The organism is Lichenicoccus sp. (assembly GCF_965276875.1).
Lineage (GTDB): Bacteria > Pseudomonadota > Alphaproteobacteria > Acetobacterales > Acetobacteraceae > Lichenicoccus.
This window is the reverse complement of the sequence record NZ_OZ255701.1, coordinates 2270097-2287371: the sequence shown is the minus strand read 5'-3', so window position 1 is coordinate 2287371 and position 17275 is coordinate 2270097. Positions and strand designations below refer to the sequence as shown.

The 17275-nt window shown below is 67.9% G+C and carries 18 protein-coding genes; 10 read left to right on the top strand and 8 right to left on the bottom strand.

Going from position 1 to position 17275, the window contains the following annotated elements; all coding sequences use genetic code 11:
- Positions 1 to 49 precede the first annotated feature (49 nt).
- Positions 50 to 2014 (top strand): putative bifunctional diguanylate cyclase/phosphodiesterase, encoded by a 1965-nt coding sequence (locus ACQY4K_RS11070; protein ID WP_428390267.1) that lies wholly within the window; start codon positions 50 to 52, stop codon positions 2012 to 2014.
- On the opposite strand, the gene ACQY4K_RS11065 is transcribed toward ACQY4K_RS11070, so the two are convergent.
- Both ACQY4K_RS11065 and ACQY4K_RS11060 read right to left on the bottom strand, forming a co-directional pair.
- The gene (locus tag ACQY4K_RS11065) at positions 2009 to 3250 is read right to left on the bottom strand and encodes an MFS transporter (protein ID WP_428390266.1); all 1242 of its coding nucleotides are present in this window, start codon (positions 3248 to 3250) and stop codon (positions 2009 to 2011) included. The two genes, ACQY4K_RS11070 and ACQY4K_RS11065, sit on opposite strands and share 6 nt — an antisense overlap.
- A 16-nt stretch (positions 3251 to 3266) precedes the next feature.
- Complete coding sequence (locus ACQY4K_RS11060) at positions 3267 to 3680, bottom strand: cysteine hydrolase family protein (protein WP_428390265.1); 414 nt, start codon at positions 3678 to 3680, stop codon at positions 3267 to 3269.
- A 23-nt stretch (positions 3681 to 3703) separates the two neighbouring features.
- Between ACQY4K_RS11060 and ACQY4K_RS11055 the strand changes: the two genes are divergently transcribed.
- From ACQY4K_RS11055 to ACQY4K_RS11035, 5 genes are read left to right on the top strand one after another with little or no spacing between them, the layout of a single operon-like run.
- Positions 3704 to 4012: a hypothetical protein gene (locus tag ACQY4K_RS11055; protein ID WP_428390264.1), complete on the top strand. Its 309-nt coding sequence runs from the start codon at positions 3704 to 3706 to the stop codon at positions 4010 to 4012.
- A gap of 36 nt (positions 4013 to 4048) precedes the next feature.
- Positions 4049 to 5638 (top strand): bifunctional phosphoribosylaminoimidazolecarboxamide formyltransferase/IMP cyclohydrolase, encoded by a 1590-nt coding sequence (gene purH / locus ACQY4K_RS11050; protein WP_428390263.1) that lies wholly within the window; start codon positions 4049 to 4051, stop codon positions 5636 to 5638.
- Between the two features lie 52 nt (positions 5639 to 5690).
- The gene (locus tag ACQY4K_RS11045) at positions 5691 to 6815 is read left to right on the top strand and encodes a pyridoxal phosphate-dependent aminotransferase (RefSeq protein WP_428390262.1); all 1125 of its coding nucleotides are present in this window, start codon (positions 5691 to 5693) and stop codon (positions 6813 to 6815) included.
- The gene (locus ACQY4K_RS11040; RefSeq protein WP_428390261.1) at positions 6812 to 7435 is read left to right on the top strand and encodes a LolA family protein; all 624 of its coding nucleotides are present in this window, start codon (positions 6812 to 6814) and stop codon (positions 7433 to 7435) included. The genes ACQY4K_RS11045 and ACQY4K_RS11040 overlap by 4 nt, the downstream gene beginning before the upstream one ends.
- 59 nt (positions 7436 to 7494) lie before the next feature.
- A complete protein-coding gene (locus tag ACQY4K_RS11035; protein ID WP_428390260.1) occupies positions 7495 to 8292 on the top strand; it encodes a gamma-glutamyl-gamma-aminobutyrate hydrolase family protein in 798 nt (265 codons plus the stop codon).
- A gap of 199 nt (positions 8293 to 8491) precedes the next feature.
- On the opposite strand, the gene ACQY4K_RS11030 is transcribed toward ACQY4K_RS11035, so the two are convergent.
- Entirely contained in the window at positions 8492 to 8794 is a 303-nt protein-coding gene (locus tag ACQY4K_RS11030) for a hypothetical protein (RefSeq protein ID WP_428390259.1), read from the bottom strand.
- A gap of 100 nt (positions 8795 to 8894) precedes the next feature.
- On the opposite strand from ACQY4K_RS11030, the gene ACQY4K_RS11025 reads away from it, so the two are divergent.
- The 4 genes from ACQY4K_RS11025 to ACQY4K_RS11010 all read left to right on the top strand — a co-directional run bounded on the left by ACQY4K_RS11025 (position 8895) and on the right by ACQY4K_RS11010 (position 12171).
- Positions 8895 to 9173, top strand: a complete 279-nt coding sequence (locus tag ACQY4K_RS11025; RefSeq protein WP_428390258.1) for a hypothetical protein — start codon at positions 8895 to 8897, stop codon at positions 9171 to 9173.
- Between the two features lie 35 nt (positions 9174 to 9208).
- Positions 9209 to 10732 (top strand): phytoene desaturase family protein, encoded by a 1524-nt coding sequence (crtI, locus tag ACQY4K_RS11020; RefSeq protein ID WP_428390257.1) that lies wholly within the window; start codon positions 9209 to 9211, stop codon positions 10730 to 10732.
- A complete protein-coding gene (locus ACQY4K_RS11015) occupies positions 10729 to 11655 on the top strand; it encodes a phytoene/squalene synthase family protein (protein ID WP_428390256.1) in 927 nt (308 codons plus the stop codon). The genes crtI and ACQY4K_RS11015 overlap by 4 nt, the downstream gene beginning before the upstream one ends.
- Positions 11656 to 11856: 201 nt before the next feature.
- Positions 11857 to 12171: a hypothetical protein gene (locus tag ACQY4K_RS11010; RefSeq protein WP_428390255.1), complete on the top strand. Its 315-nt coding sequence runs from the start codon at positions 11857 to 11859 to the stop codon at positions 12169 to 12171.
- Positions 12172 to 12187: 16 nt separating this feature from the next.
- Here ACQY4K_RS11010 and hemC read toward each other — a convergent pair whose 3' ends face one another.
- Genes hemC through ppsR form a run of 5 tightly spaced genes read right to left on the bottom strand, consistent with a single transcriptional unit; the run spans position 12188 to position 17271 of the window.
- Positions 12188 to 13243 carry a hydroxymethylbilane synthase gene (hemC, locus tag ACQY4K_RS11005; RefSeq protein ID WP_428390254.1) on the bottom strand — a complete coding sequence of 352 codons (1056 nt, stop codon included), beginning with the start codon at positions 13241 to 13243 and terminating at the stop codon, positions 12188 to 12190.
- An 11-nt stretch (positions 13244 to 13254) separates the two neighbouring features.
- On the bottom strand, positions 13255 to 13731 hold the full coding sequence (locus ACQY4K_RS11000) for a TspO/MBR family protein (protein ID WP_428390253.1): 477 nt from the start codon (positions 13729 to 13731) through the stop codon (positions 13255 to 13257).
- Positions 13728 to 14915 (bottom strand): geranylgeranyl diphosphate reductase, encoded by a 1188-nt coding sequence (locus ACQY4K_RS10995; RefSeq protein ID WP_428390252.1) that lies wholly within the window; start codon positions 14913 to 14915, stop codon positions 13728 to 13730. Before ACQY4K_RS10995 ends, ACQY4K_RS11000 begins: the two co-directional genes overlap by 4 nt.
- Positions 14912 to 15808 carry a chlorophyll synthase ChlG gene (gene chlG, locus ACQY4K_RS10990; RefSeq protein ID WP_428390251.1) on the bottom strand — a complete coding sequence of 299 codons (897 nt, stop codon included), beginning with the start codon at positions 15806 to 15808 and terminating at the stop codon, positions 14912 to 14914. The genes ACQY4K_RS10995 and chlG overlap by 4 nt, the downstream gene beginning before the upstream one ends.
- Entirely contained in the window at positions 15805 to 17271 is a 1467-nt protein-coding gene (gene ppsR / locus ACQY4K_RS10985; RefSeq protein ID WP_428390250.1) for a transcriptional regulator PpsR, read from the bottom strand. The genes chlG and ppsR overlap by 4 nt, the downstream gene beginning before the upstream one ends.
- Positions 17272 to 17275: the final 4 nt, after the last annotated feature.

Sequence of the window (17275 nt, the reverse complement as noted above, 5' to 3'; positions counted from 1 at the left end):
ATTGCTCTCTCAGGCCACCCCAGGGCTCCGCGGCCGCCGGACCAGGATCGTGGGCCTCGTCACCTCGGCGCTGGCAGCACTGGCCGTCGTCGGCTTTCTGGTCTGGCTCGGCCTGAATGGGGCCACGCTGCGCGACCGAATCCAGCGTGAGACGACCCGCGCAGTACGGGTCGCCGAGCTGCGCGGCACCATCGCCACACTCAACGAGACCCTCGGAATGTCGGCGCGCATGGCGGCTCTTTCAGGCCAGTCACGCTGGGTCGAGCGCTACAATACAGCACTGCCTCGTCTCACCGCCGCGATCGCTGAAGCGGTCAAGCTCGCTACCCCAAAAGTCGCTGCCGAGCTCGGCCCCACAATGGACGAGGCGAACACCGATCTGGTGACCATGGAGCGCGCGGCGATGACACGCGCCGCCGCGGGCGACAAGACAGGCGCCATGCTTCTGCTCGATGGCCCGGAATTCGATTATCTGCAAGCCAGTTATGACACCGGAATCGACGCGTTCAGCCAGGATCTGATGATCTTGACCGCGGTGCGAGCGGCAAGCCTCAATGATCGTGCCTGGGAGGAAGCGCTTGGGCTGGCGCTCGCCGCGGTGCTTCTCGTCGCCGCGACCTTTGCCTCGTTCGGCCACGCCCAGCTGCGCCGCGCTCTCGCCCGCACGGAGACCGTCGCGCGCACCGATCCGCTGACCGGTCTGCCGAATCGACGCCATCTATACGAACAACTCGACCTTTCCGTGGCACGACTGCAGCGCGGCGGCACGGGACTGGCGCTGCTGCTGCTCGATCTCGACCGCTTCAAGCCGATCAACGACCTACACGGCCATCCGGCCGGAGACCGCTTGCTGCAGCTCGTGGCCGCGCGTCTGCGCGAGGCGGCGCGATCCGACGACCTGGTCGCCCGCCTGGGCGGCGACGAGTTCGCCCTGGTCATCGAACACGATGGCGCCGCCGATCCGGCACCGGATCACCTCCGCGGTGAAGACGCTGCGTCCGCCCTGGCCGGACGCGTCATTGCCGCACTGGAGGCGCCATTCGAACTTGAAGGCGGGATCGTCGTGCGGGTCGGCGTCAGCATCGGTATCGCGTCCGCACCGCCGGGCTGTGAGTCCGCGGAGGTGCTCATCCACCGCGCGGACGTCGCACTCTACCATGCGAAAAGCGACCAGCGCGGCAGTTTCAGCGTCTTTACGCCCGGCATGGATGCAGCACCCCGCCTGCGCGCGCTGCTCGAGGAGGAACTCCGCCAGGCGATCGCCGCGGACGATATCGTTCCTTATTTCCAGCCCCTTGTTGAAATCGAGAATGCCAGGCTGGTCGGCTTCGAGATGCTCGCCCGCTGGCCGCATCCCGTGCGCGGCATGATCTCGCCCGCCGATTTCATTCCGATCGCCGAGGAAACCGGCCTGATCGGAGCAATGACGCAGTACCTCTTGCGACGCGCCTGCCGCATCGCCCTGGCCTGGCCGTCGGATGTCTCGCTGGCCTGCAACATCTCGGCGCTGCAGCTGCGTGACCGTTCCCTTCCCGCGATGATAAAGACGGCATTGGATCAGTCCGGCCTTGCCGCCCACCGGCTGGAACTGGAGATCACGGAGAGCGCCCTGGTCGGCGACCTCAACCTGGCGCGGGCCATTCTGCTTGAGTTGAAGGCATTGGGTGTGCGGCTGGCGCTCGATGATTTCGGCACCGGCTATGCCAGCCTGCGCCATCTGCAGATGCTGCCCTTCGATACGCTCAAGATCGACGCGAGCTTCGTCGCCGCCATGGCGGGGGATTCCGAGAGCCGCAAGATCGTCACCGCCGTCATCGGCCTCGCCAAGAGCCTGGGTCTGACGGTGGTGGCCGAAGGCGTCGAGGAGCCCGAAACGGCGGCGTTGCTGAGCGCGCTGAACTGCGACCTCGGCCAGGGCTGGCTGTTCGGCCGTCCAGGTCCGGCAGAGACCGCAAGGCTGCTGCTGATGGAGACCTGCGAGGCGAGACTCGTCGAGACGTATGCAGTCTTATGACGTCCGCGCCCTGGTGTCTTCACCTCGGCGATCCTGCACCAGGGTATGCACGGCAATCAGCGCCGCGGCGAAACCCGACACCGCGCCTACGCCGAGCGCCCAACGTGGGCCAAACCTGTTGGCGACCCAGCCAACCAGGGGCGCCCCGATCGGTGTGCCGCCAAGAGCGATGCCGATCCGAATTGCCATCACACGCCCGCGCATCGCGGGATCGGTCGAGAGCTGCACCAGGCTGTTGGTCGCGGTGGTGAAGGTTAGCGCGGCAATCCCCACGATGACGAGTGCCGCGCCGAACAGCCAATCGTTTGGCGCCAACGCGGCCAACGTCATGCCGATACCAAAACATCCTGCACCGATGAGCAGGATCCGGAAATCAAGCGGCGCGCGTCTTGCCGCGAGCAGCGCGCCGGCGATGGTTCCGACCGCCATGGTCGAGCTCAGCAGCCCATACTCGCCGGCACCTCCATGAAAGACGGTGACCGACATGGTGGAGATAAAGATCGGGAAATTGAGGCCGAACGTCCCGATCAGGAACAGCATGAGCAGGATTGCACGCAGGTCCGGACGACGCGCGACATAGGCAAACCCTTCGGCGAAGCTGCCCCGGGTCCGCACGGCGCGCGGCCGGGCATGCAGATGGCGCACGCGTAGCAGACCGAGCGAGCAGAGCACGGCGGCAAAGGAGGCGGCGTTGATCAGGAACACCCAGCCCGAGCCCAGTGCCGCAATGAGCAAGCCGGCAATTGCGGGACCGACCATCCGGGCGGCGTTGAACGAGGTGGAATTGAGCGCCACCGCGTTTGCCAGGCCGCCCTCGCCGACCAGTTCGGCGACGAACGTCTGCCGCGCCGGTGCATCAAACGCGGTGACGCAACCGAGCAGCAGCGCGATGCCATAGACCTGCCATAGCCGCACGATGCCGGCGAGCGTGAGGATCGCCAGCGCCAACGCCAGCGCGCCGGCCGCCGCCTGGGTCGCGATGAGGAGCCTGCGCCGGTCGAGATGGTCGGCGGCGAAGCCGGTCCAGGGCAGCAACAGCAGGCTTGGACCGAACTGCAGCGCCATGACCAGGCCGACGGCGGTTGCATCATGGTGCGTCAGGCCGGTGAGCACGAGCCAATCCTGGGCCGTCCGCTGCATCCAGGTTCCGACATTGGAGACGAAAGAGCCGGCAGCCCAGACGCGGTAATTGAAGCCCTCGAACGAGCGGAAGGTGCCGCCGACGAACCCGCTCAAGCTCGATCCATCATGTTCAGGCGCCCGCTTCGTCGAGTAGCGCGATGACCGCCCGAGCCGTCGCGGTCTCCCCCAGCTTCGGGAACACACATGTCACGCTGCGGTCGTGCGTCTCGGCATCCATATCAGTCGTGGCGTCCGTGGCAATGGTGACGTTAAAGCCGAGGTCGAAGGCGTGACGCGCCGTCGATTCCACGCCGCCGCTGGTCGAGATGCCGACGATCACCACTTGTGTCACGCCACGCGTGCGCAGGTATGCCTCCAGATCGGTGCTGGCGAACGCGCCCCGAGTACGTTTGGTCACGACATGGTTGCTCGGTTGGCGATTGAGCTCCGGCACCAGGTCGGACCAGCCGGCGGGGCGGTCAGCAAGGCGGCGCGCCTGTTCGGTGCGGCCCGGCGGCTGATCGTCGACCGTGACGAGCACCACAGGCAGCGAGCGATCATGCTGGTATGCCTGACGATATGGGTCGTGGGATGCGCGGTGGGCAGCGCCGCGATGCCTTGTTGCAGGTCGATGACGATCAGGCTGTTGTCGCGTCGAGCATGGTTGCGGGCATAATGCGTATCCTTGTGCAATCAGGGATTCTCGACGAGACGCGCTATCAATGCGAGGGCGGCCGCCAGTTGCTGCTGCTCCGCCGCGTCGAGCTGCGTGCGGATGGACTCGGCCAGCCAATCCTGACGGGCGGCCCGGCGCGCAGACTTCGCTACCTACACTTCGCATCGCCTGCATTTGTGCCGCCGGCCGGGTCGCGATAGACCGCACGCTTTCATCGCCAGCAAGGCCACCCGCCTATGACGCCGTCCGCCCCCGACATCCTGCCGATCCGGCGCGCGCTGATTTCCGTGTCCGACAAGACCGGGATTGCCGCCCTTGGCGCGGCGCTGGTGCGGCATGGTGCCGAGCTGCTCTCCACCGGCGGTTCGGCCGCGGCACTGCGCGCGGCGGGGCTGGCCGTCACGGAAGTCAGTGACCATACCGGCTTTCCGGAAATCCTCGACGGCAGGGTCAAGACCCTGGTGCCGCAGATCCACGGTGGCATCCTTGGCCGTCGCGACCTGCCTGCGCATCTTGAGCAGATGGCAGCGCACGGGATCGCGCCGATCGACCTGGTCTGCGTCAACCTCTACCCGTTCGAGGCCACGGTTGCGGCAGGCGCCGAGGCGGCGGACTGCATCGAGACCATCGATATCGGCGGCCCGGCCTTGATCCGAGCCGCGGCCAAGAACCACGCCCACGTCACCGTGCTGACCGAACCTGGCCAATATGACGGCTTCATCGAGACGCTGGCGACACTCGGCGGCGCCACCCGCGCCGACCGCCGCGCCTGGGCGGGTGCCGCCTACGCCCGTACGTGCGCCTACGATGCCGCCATCGCGGCCTGGTTCGCCCGCGACCGCGGCGATCGCCTGCCGCGCCACATGACCCTCACCGGCGTGCGCGCCGAGACCCTGCGCTACGGCGAGAACCCGCATCAGGCCGCAGCCTTCTATACCGACGGCACCCACCGTCCGGGGGTCGCCACCGCCCGACAGCTCCAGGGCAAGGCGCTGTCCTACAACAACCTCAACGATACCGACGCCGCCTTCGAGGCGGTCTGCGAGTTCGCCGCCCCCACGGTCGTGATCGTCAAGCATGCCAACCCCTGCGGCGTCGCGAGTGCCGCCAGCCTGGAGGCCGCCTGGCAGCTGGCCTTGCGCTGCGACCCGGTCTCCGCCTTCGGCGGCATCGTCGCCCTGAACCGCACCCTCGACGAAGCCGCCGCCGCTTGCATCGCCGGCCTGTTCACCGAAGTGATCGTCGCCCCCGACGCCACCGACGCCGCCCGCGCGATCCTCGCGGCCAAGAGGAATCTGCGCCTGCTGCTCACCGGAGCCCTGCCCGATCCCGCCGCGGCCGGGCTCGCCTTCCGCTCCGTCGCCGGCGGCTTCCTGGTGCAGGAGCGCGACAGCGGCCGCCTCGACGGCGCGCGGCTGCGCTGTGTCACCAAGCGCGCCCCCACCCCACAGGAGCACGCTGATCTCATCTTTGCCTTCCGGGTCTGCAAGCACGTCAAGTCGAACGCCATCGTCCATGTCCGCGACGGCGCCACCGTGGGCATCGGCGCCGGCCAGATGAGCCGGGTCGATGCCGCACGGATCGCCGCCAGCAAAGCCGCAGAGGCAGCGATCGCGGCCGGTCTGCCGGAGCCGCTGACCCGTGGCAGCGTGGCCGCGTCGGACGCCTTCTTTCCGTTCGCGGACGGGCTGCAGACGATCATCGACGCGGGGGCCACGGCGGTGATCCAGCCCGGCGGCTCGGTGCGCGACACTGAGGTGATCGAGGCTGCCGAACGGGCCGGGATTGCAATGCTGTTCACCGGCATGCGTCACTTCCGGCACTGATCGGATGCACGCCCCGCTTCCTCGCTCAACGATCGCCGGCCTCGAAGGCTCGATGATTCGCACCGTCTCCGTCGAGGGTGCGGGCGTCGCCGACCTGATCCCGCTCTGGTTCGGCGAGCCGGACGCGGTCACACCCGGCTTCATCCGCGACGCCGCCAAGCGCGCCCTGGATGCCGGGCAGACATTCTACAACTCGAACTACGGCATCGACCCGCTGCGCGCGGCGATCAACGAGTACCAATCCGGGCTCGGCCGACGCAGCGCCTTCGATCGCGTCTGTGTGACCGCCTCCGGGGTTAACGCCGTCATGCTGGCCTGCCAGGCGCTGCTCGATGTCAGCGACCGAGTCGTCGTGGTCGAGCCGCATTGGCCGAACCTGGTGGGCATCCCGCGCGTGCTCGGCGCCGAAGTCGCAACCGTGCCGCTGCGCCTGAACGGAGAGCGCGCGGACTGGTCGCTCGACCTGGACGAACTGCTCGCGGCACTCTCGCCCGGCACCCGCATGGTGATCCTGAACGCGCCAGGCAACCCGACCGGCTGGATGCTGTCGCGCGAGGTGCTGCATATCCTGCTCGCCCATTGCCGCCGCCACGGCATCTGGATCCTTGCCGACGACGTCTATGAGCGGATGGTGTTCAGCGGGCACGCATCGCCTTCGTTCCTCGACATTGCCGAGCCGGAGGATCGCGTCATTGGCATCAACTCCTTTTCCAAGAGCTGGTCGATGACCGGCTGGCGACTGGGCTGGCTCACCGCCCCGGTGGCGCTGATGGCGGCGTTCGGCAAGCTCAGCGAGTTCAACGTCTCCTGCTCGCCGCCCTTCGTGCAACTGGCCGGGGTCGCGGCACTGCAACAGGGCGAGGGGTTCATCGCCGAGACCGTGGCGCGCTATCGCGACCTGCGCGATCTCGCCTGCGCCCGGCTTGGCGCGATCGAAGGCGTCACCGTGCCGGTGCCGAACGGGGCGATGTATTGCTTCTTCGCGGTCGCCGGCTGCACCGATAGCCTTGCCCTCGCGCGCCGGCTGCTGCACGCAGGCCGGGTCGGCCTTGCCCCCGGCCGCGCCTTCGGCGCCAGCGGCGAAGGCTGCCTCAGGCTGTGCTTCGCGGTCGAGCCGGACCGGCTGGAACAGGCCTGCGCGCGCATCGCCGCCACCTTGAAGAGGGAACCGCAATGATGCGCAGGCTTGCCGTTCTGCTCCTTGTTGCCGGGCTGTCTGCCCCGGCTGCAAGCTTTGCACAGGCACCGATCCCGGCGCACCTGACACCCGCCGATCGCGGCCGGGTGGAGCGCATCCAGGACACGCTAGACGCGATCACCACGCTCAAGGCGCATTTCGTGCAGATCGCACCGGACGGCGCCACTACGCAGGGCACCGCCTGGCTCGACCGGCCCGGCCGCATGCGCTTTCAGTACAACAAGCCCAGCCCGCTGCTGCTGGTGGCCAATCACGGCACGCTGGTGTTCAACGACAGCGAACTCAGGCAGACCACGACCCTGCCGCTGGACAAGACTCCCCTCGGCCTGTTGCTGGCACCAAACGTCACCCTGTCCGGCGCCGTCACGCTCACCGCTTTCCGTCACGCCGACGGCCAAATGCAACTCACTTTGGTGCGCACAACAACGCCTGGGGACGGCAGCCTGACGCTGATCTTCTCCGACCAGCCGCTGGCGCTCCGGTCCTGGAGCGTGATCGACGCGCAGGGCAAGCAGACCCAGGTCATGCTCAGCAACGTGGTGCTGGGCGGCAGCTTCCCGCAGAACCTGTTCGACACCGATATCGGCCAAGCGAACTGAAGTGAAACTTTAACGTTTTTTCTTCAAAATCGCGTCATGCTTTGCGAAGATGACGCGCAATGAAGCCATTGATCGGGATCACCTGCTGCCGCAAGGCGTTTGGCCAGTACGGCACCGAGAACCACGCCGCCTCCGACACCTATGTCGAGGTCACGGACCGCATCGTATTGGGTGTTCCGGTGCTGATCCCCGCCAACGGCGAAGCCGTAGATATCGAGACGCTGCTCTCGCGCCTGGATGGCCTGATCCTGACCGGTAGCCGCTCGAATGTCTGCCCGGACCAATATGGCGGCTGCCCGCACCCGGAGGGCACGCCGGAGGACCAGCGCCGCGACGCGGTCACGCTGCCGCTGACCCGGGCGGCGATCGACGCGGGCTTGCCGGTGCTGGCGATCTGCCGCGGCTTTCAGGAACTCAACGTCGCCCTCGGCGGCAGTCTGCATCAGCGTCTGTGCGACCTGCCGAGCCGGCTCGACCATGCCGCACCGGACAGTCCCGATCCTGCCGTCCGACATGGCAAGTCGCACGACGTAGCCCTTGCCGAAGGCGGCCTGTTGCACGCTCTGGCCGGCGGTGCGGGTTATGTGCGGGTCAACTCGCTGCACCATCAGGGCGTCGACCGGCTCGCAACGCGGCTTGCCGTCGAGGCCATGGCGTCGGATCAGACCATCGAGGCGGTCCGGGTGGCGGATGCCCGTGGGTTCGCCCTGGGCGTGCAGTGGCACCCTGAATTCGACTATGAAGGCGACGCTCTTTCGCACGCGATCTTCGCCGCCTTTGGCGACGCTGCCCGTGCCTGTGCCACTCGTGCTTGCGCTATTGGAACCGCGGCTAATTTCCATCGCGCCGCGGAATAGTCCGGTTCGTTATCGTTATGTATGGACAGGCGTTCTCGAGATGCCCTATTTCGGTCCGGGATTGAAACGGACAGGAAAAGACATGTCGACCAGGATGCCAGAGTTCCGCCGCGACACGATCTCGATCGTGACGAACTGTCTTGCCTTTGCCGCCGTGGTCCTGTTCTCGGGCGGCTTGTGGATGCTGGTGCGCTGAGTTTCAGCCGAAGACCTTGCGGTCGCGGTTGTCCTGCATCAGCCGCGAGAAGCTCGGGATACGCTCGAAGCCCAGCCCGACCGGCACGCCGGTGTCGGGGTCGGCGGTGATCTTGCCGTAACTCTCGCCAGCGATTTTTTCCCACTTTCCGGCGGGTTTCCTGACCTCGAGATTGGCCACGGTCGCCTTGAGCACCAGCCGCACGATCGGCTGCGTCGGCGCGTTCGGCTTGGTCAGGCTCGGTGCGCCCGCGATCATCGTCCAGCCACTGCCGAGCGCCCAGGCGGTCAACGCCTCCTTGTCCACGATCGTCGTCCTTGCTGCCGGAAATCCTGACGCTCCGCTCCTCGTTGAGCACCGTCAAGTGCGAGGTGCCGCCGCTCAGCCTGTTTTGGGCTACGGCCCGATGCTGCCGCTGCCGATGGCGGCGATTTTGGTCTGGATTGCGGGACCTGCCTGGGCGGCCGCGATCCTGCTGGGTCTGGGCGCATTGCTGTCGCCATGGCCCGCGGTCACGCTTGGCCTGCTGCTGCTCGGCTATGTGAGTATTGCCATCCTCGACCCGCTCGCCGCCCGACGGCACGAAACGCCGGCCTTTTTCGCGCGTCTGCGTCCATTCCAGATGCCGATTGCAATCGCCGGTCTCGCCGTGCTGATCGTCCGGCTCTTTCTCCCTCCGCATTAAGGCGGTACGCTCCATCCCGGGGTTCGGAGGACACCATGCACGGCATGCCGCGTCGTCGGGTCGTCGTGATCGGCGCCGGGTTTGGGGGAATGGCCGCGGCGTTGCGTGCCCGCGCGCTTGGGCACGAGGTGACACTGCTCGACCGGCTGGACCAGCTCGGCGGGCGTGGGCGGGTGCTCGAACAGGACGGTTTTTGCTTCGACGCCGGACCAACCGTGATCACCGCGCCGTTCCTGCTCGAGGAGCTGTTTGCGCTGTTCGACGAGCGGCTGTCGGATCATGTCGAGCTGCGTGCCGTGGCGCCGTTCTACCGGATCAGCTTCGCCGACGGCCGCCGCTTCGACTATGACGGCGATCCTGAGGCGATGCGCGGGCGCATCGCCGCCTTCTCGCCAGGCGACGTCGCCGGCTACGAGCGGTTGCTGGCTCGCGCCGCCCGGCTCTATGCGGTCGGCTACGAGCGCTACGGCACACAGCCGTTCCACCGGCTGTCGACCATGCTGGCGGCGTTTCCCGCGATCGTGCGGCTCGGCGGCCACCGCTCGGTCGCGGGCCTGGTCGCCTCCTGCCTGCGCGACCCGGCGTTGCGCCGGGTGTTCAGCCTGCAGCCGCTGCTGGTCGGCGGCCATCCGTTCCACACCAGCGGTATCTATGCGCTGATCGCGCATCTGGAACGGCGCTGGGGGGTCTGGTTCGCACGCGGCGGCACCGGCGCCCTCGTGGCAGCCCTGGGCGCGCTGATGCAACGGCATGGGGTCGACATACAGCTCGGTGCCGACGTGGCGCGGATCACCGTCTCGCCAGGCGGGCGAAGGCGACACGTCACCGGCGTCGCTCTCACCTCGGGGCGGCATCTGCCAGCCGACCTGGTGATCGCCAATGCCGACGCGCCGGCGCTCTACGCGGAGCTGCTGCCTGATCTGGCCAAACGGGTCTGGACCGCGCGGCGTCTACACCGTCTCGATTTTTCGATGGGCCTGTTCGTGCTGTATTTCGGCACTGACCGTCGCTTCACCGACACGGCGCACCACACCATCATCCTCGGCGCACGCTGGAAGTCGCTGCTCGACGAGGTATTCGGCCGCGACGCGGTGCTGCCCGACGATCCGAGCCTGTATCTGCACCGGCCGACCGCGACCGATCCCGACGCCGCCCCGCCTGGTCAGGACGCCTTTTATGTGCTGGCGCCGGTGCCGAACCTGCGCGCGCCGATCGATTGGAACCGAGCCGCGCCGATCCTGCGCGACCGCATCCTCGCACTGCTCGAAGCCCGTGAACTGCCGGGCCTGCGCGCCGCCTTGCGCACCTGCCTGTGGCTGACCCCGCGGGATTTCGCCACCGACTACCGCAGCCTGCATGGCAGCGGGTTCTCGGTGGCGCCGCGCCTGACACAGTCGGCCTGGTTTCGCTTCCATAACCGCTCCGAGGAGCTGGACGGCCTCTATCTGGCCGGCGCCGGCACGCATCCGGGCGCCGGGTTGCCGGGCGTGCTGACCTCGGCCAAGGTCGTCGAGCGATTGCTTCGCGCCGAGCAGACCCTGATGCGAGAACACCAATGAGCGTGCGCAGCCGTGCCGCCGCCGGTTCCCCGGCGCTGGCGACGCTGAGCCGCCACGGCCGCACCTTCCGCCTCGCCGGCACCCTGCTGCCACGCGAGATGTTGCGCGATGCCGCCGAGCTCTATGCCTTTTGCCGCCACGTCGACGATCTCGCCGACGAATGCCGTGCCGACCCGCACGGCGCCCGCGCCGCCCTCGTGGAGCTGCGTCGGGCCGTGCTGGCCGGCGCGCCCATGCCGGTGCTTGCCGGCTTCCGCAGGCTGGTGGTGCGGCACGGTCTGGATCCGGCGATCGCGGCACGGCTGATCGACACCATGATCGGCGATCTCGGGACAGTGCGGATCGCCGACGAGGGCGCCTTGGTGCGGTATGCGTATGGCGCCGCCGGCACCGTGGGGCTGCTGATGTGCCGGCTGCTCGGCGTCACCGCGCCGCGGGCAAGCCCGCATGCGCTGGATCTCGGCGTCGCCATGCAACTCACCAACATTGCCCGCGACGTTGCCGAGGACGCCAGGCGCGACCGTATCTATCTGCCGCAAAGCTGGCTTGCCGGTGCCGCGCCGACACAGCCGCAACCGGTGTACGCGGCCGTCGAGCGGGTGCTGGCGCTGGCCGACCTGTATTATGAAAGCGGCAGGCGGGGGCTCGCCTATCTGCCGTGGCGGCCGCGCCTGGCGATCGGTGCCGCGGCCGCGGTCTACCGCGAGATCGGCCGGCGTATCCTGCGCGCCGGGCCGGACTACCTCCTCGCGCCGCGCTGCGTGGTGCCGCAGCGGCGCCGACTGACCGTGCTGGCCGGGAGCCTGCCGCGCTCGCTGCTGAGCCGGCACCCCGGGCATCATCACGCGGCACTGCACAGGATGTTACGCGGCGAGCGTGGCGCGCAGGCCATGGATGCAGGCGAACGCTCCGCGGCGGATTGATCGTAAAGTTCATTGTGCGTTGCAGCAACTTTAGACTGATCGCAGCTATCTCGGAATTGTGATCGTTGCCCCGTTGCGATAATGAAGTATCAATTTCTCGGGGCTGGAAAGCTGCCGCTGCGACAAGTCGGATTTACACCGCGCACAGCGTGTCTGACTGGTTTGAGCACTGCCGAAGCAAATGCCTAACTTGCGGACGGAGTGACCGGAATGCTGGTAAGAAAAGATCTTTCAAACGATCCAGCCGTCGCCACCGCTCAGCCGAGCAAACCGGAATTGTCCGACCTGCACGCGTTGCTGGATTCCGACTCCATCGAGACGCATACGCTGCTGCTGCTATTCCTGCTGCCTGAAGCCAATCATTCCGATGTCGATTCCGAGACCACGCGGGCCGTCGACATGCTCAGCGTCGTGCAGGACAGATTAAGCTGCAAGCCACGTAGCGAGCCGCTGGAACGCGACATGCTGGCCGAGGTGATCGACAGCCTCGCCGATATTCGTTTCGGCTGTCACTGACCAGGGGTAGCGCCGCTCATTCGAAGATATCAGACGGGCTATCGACGCGCAGCGACAAGGCGAGTTCGCGTCCGAGTCGTTCCGCGTCGCTTGGCCGGCCCGTGATGCTGCGTCGAAGCAGAAAGCTGCCATCGGCGCGTGCAATCAAGCCGGTCAATTGCAGGCCGCCGTCCGCCTGCAATTCGCCGTAAGCGCCAATCGGCGAGCGGCAGGAGCCGTCCAGCGTTCGCAGCAAGGCGCGCTCCGCGGTGGCGGTGATCCGGGACGCCGTGTCCTCGATCGTCAGCAGCAGGCTGCGCAGCTCGGTTGATTCCGCGCGCACCGTAATGCCGACGACACCCTGGCACCCGGCCGGCACCATCGTCGTTGCGTCGAGCACCACCGACGCCTCCGCCTCCAGGCCGAGCCGGCGCAATCCCGCCAACGCCAGCAGGCTCGCGTCGCAAACCCCGTGACGGATCTTGTCGAGGCGCGATTGCACGTTGCCGCGCAGCATGCCACAGCGCAGGTCGGGCCGCGCGTGCAGGATTTGTGCCTGCCGGCGCACCGACGCGGTGCCGATCAGCGCGCCGTAGGGAAGGGCCGCATAGGGGTCATCGGCGCCGGGTGCCGCGCACTCGTCGCTGAGGATCAGCGCGTCGCGCGGGTCCTCGCGCTTGAGCGTGCAGGCCAGCACGATGCCGTCCGGCATCTCGGTTTCCAGATCCTTCAGGCTGTGCACGGCGAGGTCGATCCGCCGATCGGCGAGCGCCTCGTGGATCTCCTTGGCGAACAGGCCCTTGCCGCCGAGCTCGGCCAGCGGCCGGTCCTGCACGGCGTCGCCGGTGGTGCGGATGACCTGCTCGCGGAACACGTCCATGTCCCGCAACCGGGGACAGAGGCCTGCGATCAGCGCGAGGAAATTGCGTGTCTGGGTCAGCGCCAGCGGCGAGCCGCGGGTGCCGACGCGCAGTGGCAGGGTCGGGTGATGGCGCGCCACCACGGGTATCGGTGGTGCCGCGACGCGCGCCGCGACCAGCCTTTCGAGTGCGACGCTCGCGCGTTCGGCAATGGCGGCTTGGTCAGGGATCATGGCGGGACCGATCAGCTGGGGCGGACGGAAGGGTTGAGACGGACGATCACGAGGTTCAGGTAGGCCGCGAACGACACCCAGGCGAGGTAGGGGGCCATCAGCCAGGCGGCGCGGCGCGAGACCGTCGCCAGATCGACGAGCAGGGCGGCAATCGACAGCCACAGCAGCACCACCTCGCGCAAGGCGAGGTCCGGGCGCTGGCGATTGAAGAACAGCACGGTCCAGGCGACGTTGACCGCGCCGTTGGCGGCGAACAGGCACAACAAGGTGGTGCGTTGCCGGCGCGTGGTGAGCGCGTCCCAGCCGGTGACCGCGGCCCAGGCGGTGGTGCCACCGATCACCGTCCAGGCCGGTCCGAACGCCCAGCCCGGCGGCTGCCAGCTCGGCTTGCGAAGGCTGAAATACCACGGCCCGATCGTGGTCAACGCGCCGCCGAGCCCGAGCACGGCGGTGGAAGACAGTGCCGAGATGACGACCGGCTTCCTCATGTGGCGATCAGCCCGGTCAGATAGGCGACGTTCTTGCAGAAGATGCGCGCATGCACGATCGGCTTGGCCCTCACCAGTTCCTTGGTCATGTAGGCGGTCCAGGTCAGCTTCTGGACGTCCGCATCGCGGCAGATGGAGACGAAGCGCTCGCGCCGCCAGTCGCTCTGGTACCAGAAGCCCTGCATGAAACGCAGGACGAAGAACACCTGGCCGTGCGCGCGCATGAAGCGCCGGCGCGCCTGACGCAGTGCGCGGACGTTATTGGTCGCGCAGAACGCCTCGGCCGCGTCCGCCGCCAGCGCGCCGCCGGTCATCGCGTAGTACAGTCCTTCACCGGAGGCTGGCGCCACGACTCCGGCGGCGTCACCCGCCAGCACCACGTCGCGTCCATTGTCCCAGCGCTTCAGCGGCTTGAGCGGGATCGGCGCGCCCTCGCGCCTGATGGTCTGGGCGCCGGTCAGCCCGGCACTCGCGCGCAGCGCGTCGGTGGCGCGACGCAAGGAGAAGCCCTTCTGCGCGCTGCCCAGCCCGACGCTGGTGGTATCGCCGTGCGGGAACACCCAGCCGTAGAAGTCCGGCGACAGGCTGCCGCGATAATAGACGTCGCAGCGCGCGCCATCGAACGCGGCGTGTTGCGGCGAGCGGACGATCTCGTGATAGGCGAACACGTAGCGCATCTTATCGGCGCCAGGGACGGTTTGCTTGGCGACATTGGATTTCGCGCCGTCGGCGCCGATGACGCAGCGGGCACGCAGGCTGAATGGCGCGTCGTCGGCGACCCCCTCGACCAGGGCGGTGCCGTCACCGTCGCGGCCGATGCGCTCGAAGCGGCCGCACAGCCGCACCGCCCCCGCTGCCTCGGCGCGCACCCGCAGCCACTCGTCAAAATGCTCGCGGTCGACCATGCCGACGAAGCCGCCCTCGATCGGCATGTCGGCAATCCGGTCGGTCGGCGAGACGATCCGGGCACTCTTCGCGCGCGCCACCAGCAGATGCTCGGGGATGTCGAAGTCGGAGATCAGACGTGGCGGGATGGCGCCGCCGCAGGGCTTGATACGACCGCCGCGCTCAAGCAGCAGCACCGAGCGTCCGAGGCTTGCGAGGTTGCGCGCCGCGGTGGCACCGGCCGGACCGCCGCCAACGACGATGACGTCGTAATCGCCAGTCTTCGTGGGGGGCATCATGGCCGCAACGCGAAGGCAACGGCGAGCATGCCGAACACATACAGGCTGGTGCCGGTGGCATTATACCAAGGCGCAAGCGCCCTCGGTGAGGTCAACAGCCGCGCCATCAAGGCAAGCTGCACCGCGAGCAGGGCTGCGACCCCCGCCGCATAGAGCCCAAGCCCCCAATGCCAGAGCAGTGCCACCATAATGACTTGCGGCAACGTCATCACCACACAGGCGATACGGCAGGCCGTCGCGGCACCGTATCGCGCCGGCAGGGAGGCTAGTCCCATCTGCCTGTCTCCTTCGATGGATTTGAAATCGTTCAGGGTCATGATGCCGTGCGCGCCGAGGCTATAGAGCGCCGCCGCGGTGATGATCCTCGGGTCGGGGAGAGCCGATTGCAGCACCGCCGCACCGGCGAACCAGGGCAGCCCCTCGTAGCTCACGCCAACCGCCAGATTGCCCCACCAGCCGTCGCGCTTCAGGCGCACCGGCGGCGCGCTGTAGGCCCAGGCCAGTGCCAGCCCAAGCCCCGCCGCCACCGACACCCAAGGCCCGAGTGCGATCGCGACAGTCATCGATACCGCGCTCCAGCTGATCGCCAGACCCAGGCCCCAGCGTCCCGGCACCCGGCCCGACGGGATCGGCCGGTCCGGCTCGTTGATCGCGTCGACATGGCGGTCGAACCAGTCATTGACCGCCTGGCTGGTGCCGCACAGCAACGGCCCGGCAAGCAGGACCCCAGCTGCGGCGATGAGCGGATGCGCCGTGATCGGACGCCCCGAACTGACCAAGCCGCAACCGAACGCCCACATTGGCGCGAACCAGGTGATCGGCTTAAGCAAGGTCAACAGCGCCGAAGGCCTCGGCGCGCGGGCGATCAGGCCGGAGGAGGCGAGCGCGGTCATGCCGGAGCCCCCGCGGGATCGCCGTCGAGACCCTCCTCGAGCTCGCCCAGGCCGTAGCGGCGCAGCTTGACATACAGGCTCTGGCGGCTGAGCCCGAGCATCTCGGCGGCCGAGGCGCGGTTGTCGCCGGACAGCTTCAGCGCCGCCTCGATGCACAGCCGCTCGATCACGTCGGTGGCGTCGCGCACCAGATCCTTCAGCGAGACGCGCCCGATCAGCTCGACCAACTGCTCGGGCGAACGCCCGATGTCGGGCAACTGGCGCGAATCATTGGCGGCGACGCGGCGCGCCACGTCACGGATGGCAAAGCCGTAGGCAGCGGGCTCGGAGCCGCGCACGGTGACGGCGGAGATCTCGACGCTGGTCTCCAACCCATACTGGCCGCGCATCTCTGTACTGTACAGACGCACCGAGCCGCGCTGGCGCAGGTTGGCGACCAGCACGTCCATGTCGACCTCCATGCCGGCACGGCCGAGCCAGTCGGCGAGCTTGCGGCCGCGTGCCTGGTCGACCGAGACCAGTTGCGCCATCGCCAGGAAGGCGGCGTTGGCGGCCAGCACCGTGCCCTCCTGGTCGGTGAACACGAAGCCGTCCGGCGCCTGCTCGAGTGCCGTCAGCAGGCGGCCGTTCAAGGTCGAGACATTCAGACTGGCCACAGGCGTCGCCGATGACATCCGCACCAGCAACAACGCACCTTCATCCTCGTGCAGCAGCGAGGCGGAGATGGTGATTTCGCGCGCGCCGTCCCGCGAAGGCGCATGCAGACGCGCCCGCAGCGCATCGGCACGCCCCGACATGCGCATGGTGGCAAGGAAGCGGCCGACCGGCGCGCGGTCCTGCGGCTCGAACAGATCGGCGAACGCCCAGCTTCGCGTGCCCACCGGACCCGCGATCTCGCGTGCGGCGGCATTGATCTCCACCATCTTCAAGGTGGCGGCGTCGAGCACGATCAGCGGGTCGAGCGAGGTGTCGAACAGCAGCCGGTAGCGCTGCTGCGCCTGGCGCAGGCTGGTATAGTCACGCTCCAGCGATTGCTGGGTCTCCACCAGGCGCTTCTGCAGCATCGCCAGCGGCCGCAGATCGTTGCCGAACGCCGCGATCATGCCGTGCTCGTCGATGCCGACGGCGGAATACTGGATGGCCACGTCATCGCCCTCGACCGAGGGATGGTTGAGGTGGCGCAGATGCGGCCCCTGCGCGCGCTGCGCCTCGTCGAGCAGCGCCTCGACCTTCGGGCGGCTGTCGGTCGTCACCAGGTCGATCCAGGACCGTCCGAGCCAGCTGGAGACGCTCTTGAGGTCCTTCTGCAGGCGGGGATTGCGAAAGGCGAGGTCCTTGACCACGCCGGCGCGGTCGATGATCAGGGCCATGTCGGCGGCGGCGGCGATGAGCTGGGCCGTCATCGGCACCCCAAGGGTCTTGAACAGGGTTGCCGAGTGGGAAAACACATGCAGCGGGCTCATCGGT